The sequence below is a fragment of the Halomonas heilongjiangensis genome (assembly GCF_002879645.1).
GTDB classification, from domain to species: domain Bacteria; phylum Pseudomonadota; class Gammaproteobacteria; order Pseudomonadales; family Halomonadaceae; genus Halomonas; species Halomonas heilongjiangensis.
This window is the reverse complement of record NZ_PNRE01000087.1, coordinates 25,991-38,944: the sequence shown is the minus strand read 5'-3', so window position 1 is coordinate 38,944 and position 12,954 is coordinate 25,991. Positions and strand designations below refer to the sequence as shown.

At 70.1% G+C, this 12,954-nt stretch carries 11 protein-coding genes; 2 read left to right on the top strand and 9 right to left on the bottom strand.

Going from position 1 to position 12,954, the window contains the following annotated elements; translation table 11 throughout:
• The 3 genes from pqqC to pqqA form a co-directional block, all read right to left on the bottom strand.
• Window positions 1-768 (bottom strand): pyrroloquinoline-quinone synthase PqqC (gene pqqC, locus C1H66_RS18770; RefSeq protein ID WP_102629401.1); only part of this gene is annotated, 768 nt, incomplete at its 3' end.
• Between the two features lie 22 nt (window positions 769-790).
• Window positions 791-1,720, bottom strand: a complete 930-nt coding sequence (gene pqqB / locus C1H66_RS18765) for a pyrroloquinoline quinone biosynthesis protein PqqB (protein ID WP_102629400.1) — start codon at window positions 1,718-1,720, stop codon at window positions 791-793.
• 83 nt (window positions 1,721-1,803) lie between these two features.
• Entirely contained in the window at window positions 1,804-1,875 is a 72-nt protein-coding gene (pqqA, locus tag C1H66_RS18760; RefSeq protein WP_102629406.1) for a pyrroloquinoline quinone precursor peptide PqqA, read from the bottom strand.
• A gap of 307 nt (window positions 1,876-2,182) precedes the next feature.
• On the opposite strand from pqqA, the gene C1H66_RS18755 reads away from it, so the two are divergent.
• On the top strand, window positions 2,183-2,683 hold the full coding sequence (locus C1H66_RS18755; RefSeq protein WP_146010746.1) for a hypothetical protein: 501 nt from the start codon (window positions 2,183-2,185) through the stop codon (window positions 2,681-2,683).
• Window positions 2,684-2,755: 72 nt separating this feature from the next.
• Here C1H66_RS18755 and C1H66_RS18750 read toward each other — a convergent pair whose 3' ends face one another.
• Genes C1H66_RS18750 through ptsP form a run of 3 tightly spaced genes read right to left on the bottom strand, consistent with a single transcriptional unit; the run spans window position 2,756 to window position 8,369 of the window.
• Window positions 2,756-4,504 (bottom strand): PTS fructose-like transporter subunit IIB, encoded by a 1,749-nt coding sequence (locus tag C1H66_RS18750; RefSeq protein WP_102629398.1) that lies wholly within the window; start codon window positions 4,502-4,504, stop codon window positions 2,756-2,758.
• On the bottom strand, window positions 4,501-5,475 hold the full coding sequence (gene pfkB, locus C1H66_RS18745) for a 1-phosphofructokinase (protein ID WP_102629397.1): 975 nt from the start codon (window positions 5,473-5,475) through the stop codon (window positions 4,501-4,503). The genes C1H66_RS18750 and pfkB overlap by 4 nt, the downstream gene beginning before the upstream one ends.
• A complete protein-coding gene (gene ptsP / locus C1H66_RS18740; protein ID WP_102629396.1) occupies window positions 5,475-8,369 on the bottom strand; it encodes a phosphoenolpyruvate--protein phosphotransferase in 2,895 nt (964 codons plus the stop codon). Before ptsP ends, pfkB begins: the two co-directional genes overlap by 1 nt.
• 210 nt (window positions 8,370-8,579) lie before the next feature.
• Between ptsP and cra the strand changes: the two genes are divergently transcribed.
• Entirely contained in the window at window positions 8,580-9,584 is a 1,005-nt protein-coding gene (cra, locus tag C1H66_RS18735; RefSeq protein ID WP_102629395.1) for a catabolite repressor/activator, read from the top strand.
• Window positions 9,585-9,606: 22 nt separating this feature from the next.
• Here cra and C1H66_RS18730 read toward each other — a convergent pair whose 3' ends face one another.
• From C1H66_RS18730 to C1H66_RS18720, 3 genes are all read right to left on the bottom strand, one after another.
• The gene (locus C1H66_RS18730; RefSeq protein ID WP_102629405.1) at window positions 9,607-11,775 is read right to left on the bottom strand and encodes an ATP-binding protein; all 2,169 of its coding nucleotides are present in this window, start codon (window positions 11,773-11,775) and stop codon (window positions 9,607-9,609) included.
• Window positions 11,776-11,810: 35 nt separating this feature from the next.
• Window positions 11,811-12,329, bottom strand: a complete 519-nt coding sequence (locus tag C1H66_RS18725) for a putative pterin-binding protein (protein ID WP_110286219.1) — start codon at window positions 12,327-12,329, stop codon at window positions 11,811-11,813.
• 90 nt (window positions 12,330-12,419) lie between these two features.
• On the bottom strand, window positions 12,420-12,938 hold the full coding sequence (locus tag C1H66_RS18720) for a lysozyme inhibitor LprI family protein (RefSeq protein WP_170064184.1): 519 nt from the start codon (window positions 12,936-12,938) through the stop codon (window positions 12,420-12,422).
• Window positions 12,939-12,954 lie beyond the last annotated feature (16 nt).

Below are 12,954 nucleotides of genomic sequence, written 5' to 3'. Positions count from 1 at the left end.
CAGCCCCCGATGATGGACGCGCCGGTCGGTGACGCTGTGGTAGGGCGGCCGGCCGAGCTGGTAGGCCAGCGTCATGGCGTCGAGCATCGACCACAGCACGTCGAGCTTGAACTGCAGGATCTCCAGCGCCCGCCGCTGGGTCTCGACCGTGGTGCACACCGCCAGCGCCACCTCCAGGCCGTGCTCGACGTCGCGACGCGCCTCCTTGAGCCGCTTGCGGAAGTAGCCGTAGCCGGTCTCGTCGATCCATGGATAGTGGATCGGCCAGGTGTCGAGCCGGCTCTGGTGGGCCTTCGGGGCGAACAGCTCGGTCAACGAGGAGATCGCCCCCTCCTGCCAACTGGCACCGCGCACGAAGTTGACGTAGGCGTCCACCGCAAAGCGCACCCCCGGCAGCACGTGCGCCTGGGACCACAGCTCGTCGCGAGTCAGGCCCACCGCCTCGCCCAGCGCCAGCCAGGCCTCGATGCCGCCGGCGTCGTCGCCGTTGCCGTCGTGGTCGAGCAGCCGCTGGATCCAGCGTCGGCGGGTGGCGGCGTCGGGGCAGTTGGCCAGCAGCGCGGCGTCCTTCTGCGGAATCATCACCTGGTAGTAGAAGCGGTTGGCCACCCAGCCACGGATCTGCTCGGGCGTGGCGCGCCCCGCGGCCATGTCGACCTGGTAGGGGTGGTGGACATGGTAGTAGTCGCCCTTGGCCATCAGGGCCTCGCGGAAGGCCTCCGGCGACAACGGAGCAACATCGAATGGCGTGGCGGCGATCGCACTCATGGCAGGCTCCCGTCGGTAGGATTCATAGCGTCAGACGCATGCCGTCGTAGGCGACCTCGATGCCGTGGGCATCGAGCGTGGCCCGCTCGGCGGAGGTCGTGTCGAGAATCGGATTGGTATTGTTGATATGGATGAGCAGGCGGCGGGTGGCCGCGGGCAGGGCATCGAGCTCGGCGATCATGCCCCGCTCGCCGGCCAGCGCCAGGTGGCCCATCTCCGCCCCCGTCGACTGCCCGACCCCCAGCCGCTGCATCTCGTCGTCGTGCCACAGGGTGCCATCGACCAGGACGCAGTCGGCCCGACGCATGAAGCCGCGGACCTCGTCGGTCAACCGGCCCAGCCCCGGGGCATAGAACAGCGTGGCGCCGCCGGCGTCGTCCTCGATGAACAGCCCGAGGTTATCGCCGGGGGTGGGCGAGCCGCGACGCGGCGAATAGGGCGGCGCATTGCTGTCCAGTGCCACCGCGGTGAAACGCAGCCCGGGGCAGCTCGGCACGGCGAACGCCGCCTGGCGATGCTCGCCGTCGAGCCGGATCGGCTGCCAGCGCAGCCCTCCCTGCCAGTGATGCAGCATCGGGAACAGCGGAAAACCGGTGCTCAGGTCATGATGTACGCCGGGCGTGCACCATACATCCAGCGGGCAGCCCTCGCGCAGCGACAGCAGCCCGGTGACGTGATCGATCTGGGCGTCCACCAGCAGCACCTCGGCGATGCCGCTGTCGCGCAGCCCGCGGCGCGGATGCAGTTCGGGAGCGGCGGCCAGCTGGGCACGGATGTCCGGCGAGGCATTGCACAGCAACCAGCGTTCGCCGTCGCTGCTGATCGCGATCGACGACTGGGTACGCGGCGTGACGGTCGGCTCGCCCTGCCGTGCGGCCCGACAGTTCGGGCAGTTGCAGTTCCACTGCGGCAAGCCGCCGCCCGCCCCGGACCCCAGTACCAGAATCTGCATGCGTGATCTCCCGGTGGCGCGTGCTCGGTGACGCCGGCGGGCCCGGCACGCGCCGTCCGGACGCACCCGGCCCGTCGCGGCCCTCAGCGGTTGGCGATGTAGAGGGTCACCTCGAAGCCGAGGCGCAGGTCGGTATAGCTAGGCTTGGTCCACATGGGAAGGCTCCTGTGATGGGCGGATCGTCATTGGCAACTGCCAGGGTCAGTTAAGCATCCTCGCCGCCAATGGAACCCGGTACTTTGGAAGGAGTCTGGCTCGTCCATTGGTGCCCGTTAAGATCGCGCCCCCTGGCGGCCCACCCCTCCGGACGAGGCGCGTCATGCCGGTGGGTATGAGCCCCTCTGGTACTTTGGGCGCCAGGGGGCTGAAGTTGACCTGCATCAAGGGCGGGGACGACACGGGGGGCCTACCTTTGGGTGACGGAGCCCGGAAGAGGCCCGAGTGACAAGAGGAGAGAGACCCGTGCCACCGCTCACGTCAACCCGCACTGCCCGCGCCTGCCCGACGGATGAACAACTGCGCCTCGCCCACGACCACGAGTACCGCGAGATGCAACGCTACCGCGGTCTCGCCCTGAGCTTTCTGCCCACACGTCCCCGGGTGAGCCGGCTGATGGCCGCCATCGGGGTCGAGTGCGAACAGCGCCTCGCCGCACTGGCGGCACTGGCCGACCACCTACACCTGCGCCACTGCCTGCCGGTCGAACCGCCTCGTCGCTTTCGGCTGCCGGAAGCCCACCGGCTCCATCTCTTCATCGCCAACGATGCCATGGCCTGCCAGGCCCTGGGCTATGCCCTGGCCGCCGCCCACCACTCGCGTCAGTTCAGCGAACTGCTGGTGAGGTTCTGCCATACGGCGGAACTCGAGGCGCTGCTCGAGCACTTCATCGAACAGAAGCGCCACGAATGTCGCCTGCTGGAAGCGGCCCAGGACTCCGCCTACGCGATCTCGGCCTGGGCCTGATCACCGGGACATCAAACGCAGACGCCCCCGGATCCTGGCGATCCGGGGGCGTCTCGTTGCAGCGGCCGGCGCTCAGACGCTGGCGCTCACCGCCACCGGGGCGGCGCCACGCTTGATCGCCGCGTAGCCCAGGCCGGTGACCAGGGAGCCGACCACGATGGCGGCGAGATACAGCAGCACCGGGGTGATGGCGTTGGGGATCATCAGCACGAAGATGCCGCCGTGGGGCGCCATCAGCTTGGCCCCGACCAGCATTGAAAGGGCACCGGTGATCGCGCCGCCGGCGATGCAGGCCGGGATCACCCGCAGCGGGTCCTTGGCGGCGAAGGGAATGGCCCCCTCGCTGATGAAGCACAAGCCGAGGACGAAGGATGCCTTGCCCGCCTCGCGCTCGGGCTCGGAGAACTTCGACTTGGCGACGAAGCTGGCGATGCCCATGCCGATCGCCGGGACCATGCCGGCGGCCATGATCGCCGCCATCGGCGCGTAGGTCTCGGAGGCCAGCAGGCCCACGCCGAAGGTGTAGGCGGCCTTGTTGACCGGCCCGCCCAGGTCGAAGCACATCATGGAGCCCAGCAGGATGCCCAGCAGCACGGCGTTGGCGGAGCCCATGTTCTCGAGGAAGGCGGTCAGCGCCGAGAGGATTCCCGCCACCGGCTCGCCCACCACGTAGATCATCACCAGGCCGGTCACCAGGCTCGCCACCAGCGGGATGATCAGGATCGGCTTGAGCGACTCGACGCTCGACGGCAGCTTGACGTGCTGGGCCACCGCCTTGGCCACGTAGCCGGCCAGGAAGCCGGCCAGGATACCGCCGATGAAGCCGGCACCGATGTTGGCCGCCAGCATGCCGCCGATCATGCCCGGGGCGATGCCGGGGCGGTCGGCAATGGAGTAGGCGATGTAGCCGGCCAGCACCGGGATCATCAGCGTGAAGGCGGTGCCGCCGCCGATCTGCATCAGCGCCGCGGCCAGCGTGCCCTCTTCCTGGAAGGCCTCGATGCCGAAGACGAAGGAGAGCGCGATCAACAGGCCGCCTGCGACCACCATGGGCAGCATGAACGACACCCCGGTGAGCAGGTGCTTGTAGACGCCCTTCTCCTTGACGCTCTTGCGCGCCTCGCCGCCGGACCTGGCCGAGGCACCGGCCTCCTCGACCTCGGCGTCGTGCAGGGCGGCTTCGATGGTCGGCCGCGGCTTCTTCAGCGCATTGCCGGTGGAGGTACGGTAGATGCGCTTGCCGGCGAAGCGGGTCGGGTCGACCTCGATATCGCAGGCCAGGATCACCAGGTCCGCCGCGGCGATCTCCTCCTCGGTGAGCTGGTCCTGGGCCCCCACCGAGCCCTGGGTCTCCACGCGGATCGCATGCCCCAGCGCCTTGCCCGCCTCGCTCAGCGCCTCGGCGGCCATGAAGGTGTGCGCGACCCCCGTCGGGCAGGCGGTCACGGCGACGATCCTGCGGGCCCCACCGGCGACCGCCGGTGCGGCCGGGGCCTCCTCGATGGGCGGCTGGTAATCGGCGGCCTCACGGCTGGCCCGCTCGAGGAAGGCGCGCGGATCGGGCAATGCCTGGTCGATGGCCGCGCGATAGAGCCGCTTGCCGGCAAAGCGCTGGGGCTCCGGCACATGATCGGCGGCCACCACCACCAGATCGGCGGCGGCGATGGCCTCGGCAGTGACCGGCGTGAGCGGTTGCAGCTCGCCGTGCATCTCCACGTGGGTCTGCCAGCCGAGTCGTTCGGCGGCCTGTTCGAGCCGGCGGGCGGCGAGGAAGGTGGTGGCCATGCCACTGGGGCAGGCGGTGATGATGATGGCGTTCATGCGAGTGCTCCCCCTGCGTCCACGTCGTTGAGACGCCGAACGCGGGTCTGTTGTTGGAGTTGAGGGAAATCCGGCGCGTGGGGATCGCCCACGCCCACGTGGCGAACCGCTTCGGCGGAGAGTGCCGTGGCCAGTCGCAGGACCTGCTCGGGCGGGTGTCCCGACAGCACCCCGTGCAGCATGGCGGCGACCAGGGTGTCGCCGGCGCCCACGGTACTGGCCACGTCGAGGCGTGGCGGCAACGCCTGCCAGGCGCCACGACGGCTGACCCACAGCACGCCCTCGGGGCCGGCGGAAAGCAGCGCCTCCTCCACCCCCGCGGCGTAGAGCCGCAACGCCGCCCGGAGCCGCGCCGGCGGCGACTCCAGTGGATGTCCGGCCCAACTGGCGAGCTCCTGTTCGTTGGGCTTGACCGCGGTGGGACGCGCCCCGATGGCGGCGGTCAGCGCCGCGCCGCTGGTATCGACCCAGACCGGCAGGTCGGCGCCCCGCAGGCGGGCGACCAACTCGGCGAGGTCAGTGGGCGAGATGCCCGGCGGCAGGCTGCCGGCGATCACCACCGCCTGGGGCCGGCGCCCGGGATCGGCGGCGCGGCCGTCGAGCCAGTCGAGCAACTGCTGCCAGGCCTCGGCAGCGATGGCCGCACCGGGGCCATTGATATCGGTGACCCGTCCGTCGGCCTCGGCGACCTTGGCGTTGATGCGGGTCTCCCCGGGCACCCGGATGAAGGCGTCTTCGGCCCCCAGGGCCTCGAAGGCGCGCAGGAAGAGGCCGTCGTTGTCGGCGCCGAGGAATCCCGAGACCGTGAGCTCATGGCCGAGGCTGGCCAGCACCCGGGCCACATTGACGCCCTTGCCGGCCGCCTCGAGGTGGGTCTCGCGGGTGCGGTTGACCGCGCCGGGCACCAGTCGATCCAGGCCCACCGACAGGTCCAGGGCAGGGTTGAGGGTCAAGGTGAGGATCCTGGCCATCAGCGCACCTCCAGGGCGTCGCGGACCGCCTCGCTGGTGGCCTGGGCCAGGGCCAGCTCCGCCTGGCCACGCGCCTCGGCGAGGTCGAACTCGCGCAGCCGCGCCTTGACCAGCGGTACCTGACGGGCACTCACCGAGAGCTCGTCGACGCCCAGGCCCACCAGTACCGGCACGGCGACGGCATCACTGGCCAGCTCGCCGCACACCCCGACCCACTTGCCGTGGGCATGGGCGGCCGCGACGGTCATCTCGATCAGCCTGAGGACCGCCGGGTGCAGGCCGTCGGCCTGGGCGGAGAGCTCCGGGTGGCCCCGGTCGATGGCCAGGGTGTACTGGGTCAGGTCGTTGGTACCCACCGAGAAGAAGTCCACCTCGGCGGCCAGGCTCGGCGCCAGCAGCGCCGCCGAGGGCACCTCGATCATCACCCCGAGCTGCACGTCGCTGGCGCGCTCGGCCTCGGGGATCTCGGCCAGCAGACGGTCAAAGATCGCCTTGGCGGCACGGAACTCGGCGAGATCCTTGACCATCGGCAGCATGATGCGCAGCGGCTTGCCCTGTTGTTCCAGGCCAGGGCCCGCCGCGGGCGCAGCCGCCATCAGCAGGGCACGCAGCTGGGTCTCGAGCACCTCGGGACGGGTCAATGCCAGGCGGATGCCGCGCAGACCGAGGAAGGGGTTGTCCTCGCGAGGCACCGGCCAGTAGGGCAGCGGCTTGTCACCGCCGACATCCAGGGTGCGCGCCACCAGCGGGCGGCCGTCCAGGGCGTCCAGCGCCTCGCGGTATTCGTCGATCTGGGTGTCGAGATCGGGTGCCTGGGCGTGGGCCATGAACAGGAACTCGGTGCGCAGCAGGCCGATGCCCTCGGCGCCACGCTCGACGGCATCGGCGGCGTGGGCGGTGTTGCCCAGGTTGGCCGCCACCTCGACCCGGTGACCGTCGCGGGTACGCGCCTCCTCGAAGCGGGCATCCCAGGCCTTGGCCTCGCGTCGCTGCCGCTCGACCAGGCGCGCTTCGGCGCGCTGCCGACGCTCGGCGGAGGGCGCCGGGGTGACCCGCCCGCGCTCGCCGTCGAGGATCAGCTCGGTGCCGTTCTCCAGGGTCAGTACCCGCTGCCCGGCGCCGACCACGGCGGGAATACCGAGTGCCCGGGCGAGAATGGCGCTGTGTGCCGTGGCCCCGCCACGGGCGGTGAGCAGGCCACGCACCCGGGAGGTATCGAGTCGCGCCACATCGGAGGGCCCGACGTCATCGGTCACCAGGATATAGGGGTGATCCGGCGGCTCGGGGGCCTCGACACGACAGAGAATGCCCAGCACCCGGCGGCCGACATCGCGCAGGTCGGCGGCGCGCTCGGCCAGCAGGCGGTCGGCGAGCATCTCCTGGGCGTGGGCGGCGGTCTCGATGGCGCCCCACCAGGCGGCCTCGGCCGAGCCCCCTTCGTCGATGCTCTCCCGCGCGGCCTGGTACAGCTCGGGGTCGCCCAGCATCTCCTCATGCATGGAGAGGATCTGCGCCACCTCACCGCCACGGGCCTGCTGCACCAGGGCCTCGAGCTGCTCGGTCCCTTCGCGGATCGCCTGTTCGAGGCGACCCAGCTCGGTAGCGGGATCCGACGCCCGCTCGGGATAGTCGAAGCGCGGTGTGCGCAGCACGAAGACCGGGGCGATGGCCAGGCCCGGCGAGGCGGCCACCGCCGTGTGGGGCGTATCGGCGGGCAACGGCTCCGGGGCCGGCACCGCCGCGTCCCGGGCGACGCGCTCGCGGCTCTCGTCGAAGGGCAGCACCCGCTCGCCGAGACCCTCGGCCACGGCGTTGCAGACCGCCTCCAGCGCCCGGTCGGCGCCCTCCCCCTCGGCGGAGAACACCAGTGACTGACCACGCCGGGCGCCGAGGCCGATCACCTTGGTCAGGCTGGTGGCCGAGACCGCCTCGCCGCCGCCTTCGGCGAGGCGCACGCGGATCGCCAGCCCTTGGGCACGCGCCACCTGCACCAGCTGCTTGGCCGGGCGGGCATGCAGGCCATGGGCGTTGAGCACCCGGGCGCGCCGGGTCGTGGCCACCGCGGATTCCCCGGCGAGCCGCGCCAGCACGGTGGCGACATCGGCCTCGCGCAGTTCGCCCGCCGCCCCGTTCTCCAGCAGGCCGAGGATGCGTTCCAGCAGGCCGCGATGGGCATCTTCCCGGGCGGCCAGACAGAAGACCCCGGCCACCGCCTCGCCATCCTGCTCCAGGGTCGAGGCCGGCGTGGCCAGCGACAGCGCCGGCGTCTCGACGCCACGCTCGCTGCTGACCAGCCACAGCCCCTGGCCAAGCCCCAGGGGCGTGCGCTCGGCCACGGCGGCGACGAAGTCGTTGCCCACGCAGCCGGCCTGGCGCAGCCGGGCGGCGCCGGCCAGCGCCAGCTCGTGGGCGTCGCGGGCGGGAAAGCCGAGGCAGAGGGTGTCGGCATCGAGACGCGCCTCGACCACCGCCTTCGACAGCAGCCCGGCGATCTCGCCGGCCGAGTCGGCGGCGGCCAGGCGTTCGGCCACCCCCTCGCGGTCCAGCACATGGGTCAGCTGACGCAGGATGTCCAGGTGCTCGTCGCTCTGGGCGGCGATGGTCACCAGGACATGGACACGGTTGCCGTCGTGCCACTCCACCCCGGCCGGAAACTGCAGCACGCGAACGCCGGTGCGGCGCACGTGCTGACGGCTCTCGGGGGTGCCGTGGGGAATGGCGATGGCGTTGCCGAGGAAGGTGGAGGATTGGGCCTCGCGGTCGAGCAGGCCATCATGGTAGCCGGGCGCGACCAGGCCGGCCCGGCACAGGGCCTCGGCGGCTCGCTCCAGCGCCGTTCGCCAGTCGTCGGCTCGGCAGTCGAGCAGGATGTCTTCCTGGCGTAGGGTCAACATGGGGGTCTCCTGTACGCTGGGGTGACGCGGCGTCGATCGCCTGTCGCTCAACCTGCCGGTAATCTTGCCGGCTGAATCGTGTCACCTACAATGATTCAAATGCTGGATCGATTCATACTATTTGGCAAGGTTCGATTTCTACGACTTTAGCAGGGGGCGGAACGTCCAGCCCTTGGCTTAGAATGTTCACCGTCCCCAACAGAGGTTCCCATGACACTCGCTGAAATCGCCCGCCTGGCCGGGGTCTCTCGCACCACGGCCAGCTATGTGATCAACGGCAAGGCCCAGGAGCGGCGCATCAGCCAGGAGACCGTCGACCGGGTGATGGCGGTGGTGCGTGAGCACCGCTACCGGGTCGACGCCCAGGCCGCCTCGCTGCGTCGCGGGACCAGCCGTATCCTGGGGCTGATCATCCCCGATCTCGAGAACGTCAGTTATGCACGACTGGCCAAGCGCCTGGAGCGCGGTGCCCGGGAGCGGGGCTACCAGCTGTTGATCGTCGGCTCCGACGACCGGCCGGAGAGCGAGCGGGAGCTGGCCCTGGCGCTGCGCGCCCAGCGCTGCGAGGTGCTGATCACCGCCAGTTGCCTGCCGATGGAGGATCCCTTCTATCGCGAGCTGATGGCCGATGGCCTGCCGGTGGTGGCGGTGGACCGCGGCTTCGACCCACGGCACTTCGCCAGCGTGGTCAGCAACGACCGGCAGGCCGCCGAGCGGCTGACCCGCTCGGTGCTCGATGACGACGTGAAACGTATCGCCTGGCTCGATGCCGTGCCGCAACTGTCGATCAGCCAGGAACGCCGCGCCGGCTTCCAGCAGGCGCTGGCCGGCAGCCGTGCCGAGGTGATCACCGCCGCGGCCGAGCGTTACGACCGCGCCGAGGGGGCACGACTGATGCGCGACCTGCTCGACCGCCACGGCCTGCCCGATGCCCTGGTCTCCGCCTCCTACACCCTGCTCGACGGGATCTTCGACGTGCTGCTGGAGGATGGCGGCCTGCCCCAGGCACTGCGCCTGGCCACCTTCGGCGACAATCGCCTGCTCGACTTCCTGCCCCTGCCGGTGAACTCGGCGGTACAGGACCACGATCGCATCGCCAGCGCAGCCTTGACCTGCGCCCTGGCGGCTACGCGAGGCGAGTACCGGCCGGGGCAGCAGGTGATCGCGCGAACCCTCAGGTGGCGGCTGCCGGAACGCGCGGCCCCGATCGGCTGACCCCTCTTCCGACGACTCGCCCTCAAGCGGCGGGCGACCAGGCCTCCAGGGCCGAGAGCGTGGTCGTCAGGCAACCGCGCAGGGCGCCCAGGACGCTACCGGCCTCCCCCAGCCGCCCGTCCCGGCCCAGGTGCTCCAGGCGCAGGGAGAGGCCGGCGACCTTCACCGCTCCCAGGCTCGCCGACTCGCCCTTCAACTGATGAGCCAGCCCCCTGACACGCTCCGCGGCATCCTCCGCCACGGCCTGCTCCAGCGCCGCCAGGCGGTCGATGGCCTGATGACGGTAAAGTGCCACCAGCGCGGCCAGGCCCGCTTTCCCGAGGTTCTCGCGCAGCGCCGCCAGCGTGGCCGGGTCGAGTAGTTGATCGGCGGAGACCGGCTCACTGGCACCCTGTGGCCTGACGGGTGTCGTGCCGACATGCTTCAGGTGCCGGTGCAGTATCGCCACCAGGGCATCCTGGAACAGCGGCTTGGTCAGATAGCCGCTCATGCCCGCCGCCAGGCAGCGGGCCTGTTCACCCCCGGGACCTCCGGCTGTCATCGCCACGATCGGCACCTCGGCCGGCCAGCCGCCGCGCTTGCGCAGGCGCCGGGTGACCTCCAGGCCATCCATGTCGGGCATCTGGACATCCATGAAGATCAGGTCGAAGCGCTCCCGGGCGACCCGCTCCAGGGCATCGGCGCCGCGCTCGACGACGCTGACCCGGCAGCCGAGGCGCGCCAGCATCGCCACCGCCACTTGCTGGTTCACCGGGTTGTCCTCGACCAGCAGCAGGCGAGCCTCGTCGAGATGCATCGGGGGTGGCGCCGACTCCTCGCCGACCACCCGCAGGGGCTCGACAGGCGCCGCCACCAGCGGCAGTGTGAACCAGAAACGGCTGCCCGAACCGGGCTCGCTCTCCACGCCGATCTGCCCGCCCATGGCCTCCACCAGACGCCGACAGATCGCCAGGCCAAGGCCGGTGCCTCCGAAGTGACGCGCGGTGGAGGCATCGCCCTGCTGGAAGGGCTCGAACAGCCGGGCCAACTGGGCGGGCTCGATCCCGCAGCCGGAATCGATCACCTCGAAGCGAATCCGGTCCGCCTCACTGAGCGACACCTCGAGCCGGATCTCGCCCTCGGAGGTGAACTTGATCGCGTTGGAGAGCAGGTTCAGCAGCACCTGGCGAAGACGGCCCGGGTCGCTGACGATCCGGGCCGGCAGCTCGGGATCCAGGCGGCTGACCAGTTGCACACCGCGCGCCTCGGCGCGATGGGTAAACAGCGCCACCGCACCGCTGGCCAGCGCGGCGAGCTCCAACGGACGAGCCTCCAGTTCCAGACGACCGGCCTCGATCTTCGAGAAATCCAGCAGGTCGTTGATCAGCTCCAGCAGCAGGCCGGCGCTGTCGTGGATGATGCCGGCATAGCGGCGGGCACACCCCTCCAGTGGCTGGTCGAGAAGCAGGTCGCTCATGCCGATCACCCCATTGAGCGGCGTGCGAATCTCGTGGCTGACCGTGGCGAGGAACTCCGACTTGGCCTGACTGGCCGATTCGGCACTGCGCGCGGTGAGTTCGAGTTCACGGCTCAGCGCCTCGAGAGTCCGGCGGGCGGCGGCGTTGTCGCGGGCCTCGCGGAACAGGAAGATCACCACCAGCAGCGCCGCGACGCTCATCGCCAGGATCAGCGCCAGCAGCAGCGCGTAGAGCGTCCGCAACTGCTCCCGCTCACGGGTGCTCGTATCGGCCAGGTGACCGTTGATGGCGATGATCAGCCGCTCGGTACGCACGCCCAGGGCCTCGAGCTGCCGGTCCAGGGTGTGCCGGGCCTCGCTGCCCAGGCGCTCCGCTCGCGCGATATCGGCATCCAGCGTCTCGAGCCGCCCCTCGATCTCGTCCACCAGGCGTCGGGCCACGGGGATGGTCGCGATCAGTTCGGTGATGTCCCCGCTGCGCAGCAGGGTGAGACGGCTGTAGAGCAGCTCGAAGCGCAGCTTCAACTGCTCCAGGGTGGGGTCCGGTTGTCCCAGATAGTTGCGCAGTTGCACCGTGTCGCGGTCGAGCTTGTAGGCATGCCAGGCCGCGTTGCCTCCCACGCTCTGGGCCAGGCTGTCGTGTCGCCAGGAGACCAGTCCGACCACCACCAGGGCGGCGGCAAAGAACAGCAGTGCCGCCATGGCACCCAGCTTCAGGCGCAGGGGATAGTGCATCGATGCGAGCATCCGGGGCTCAGCTCATCCGGGCTTCAGGGCACATGCAGGTGCCCCACCTGCCAGACCGAGCGGAAACGGATCGTCTCGGTGAGCAGTTCGGGATGGTCATCGAAAGGATAGAGAACGAACAGAGGCCCGAAGTCGCGGATGGCCATCTCCTCACCGTTGCGCGTCATGGCCAGGATGACGTCATAGTCATACAGGTCGGAGACGGGAATCTCGGCTTCGTAATCGTTCAGCGCCCGCACCCGCACCCGATCCCCCTTGGCACCGGTGGCCTCCAGCAGCGCCCTGAACAATGGCCCTTCGTAGCGACCCGGGCCTTTGTGCCAGGGCGTGTGCGTCTCTATCACCATCGGCGACAGGGTCATCAGCATGTCGCGGTCGAAAAGCGCCTCATCCCCCACGTTGGGATGGTCGATGTCACCGCTGACGGTCAGGATGACCTCGCCGGTGGGCGGTGGCAGTGAGGAGGCGACGGCCGGGATCGAGACCAGCAGGAGGATGACGATCAAACCGAACGGGACACCCGGCATGACTCTCTGACGCATGAAATCAATCCTGTACGAGCAAGCGGATGCCGCCAAGACTACGCGATTGGCGGGCAAAGGTCAGGTTGACGTCCACGGCATGGAGCTGGCTCAGGGAAGGGATCCTTCGTCCGTGGGGGCCGGCTCGTGGATCGCTTCCAGGCCATCCAGGAAGCGCTGCAGACGAGCGACGCGTTCCTCGAGCACGGCATTGCGGTGCAACTGACGCGACAGGGGAATGAGCTCGGGGTCGCCGAGTTCGGCCTCCTCGAGCTGGGCATGGTAGGCCATCACGAAGGCCAGGTCGGTGTCGCGGCTGCCCTGCCAGGCCTGGTCACTCGCCTCCAGCGCTTCCCGTGCCTCGCCACCGAGCACACTGGCCAGGCGCGCCGTGAGACGCTCGACCTCTGCCTGCCACTGCGACTCGGCGGCCTCGGCACAGGCCAGCATCGCCTCGGGAAGCCACTCGACCTCCTCCATGCAACCATCGATCTGATGCGCGATGGGGTGACTGGCCAGCGTAGACGGCACCTGGGCGCGCTCGGCGAGCACCGGCATGGCCAGCAGGCCGAGCGCCAACAGACTCGAGAAACGGAGAGCGCAAGGCGAGGCGCGACGCGGTTGTGGCATAGCAGCTTCCGACGAT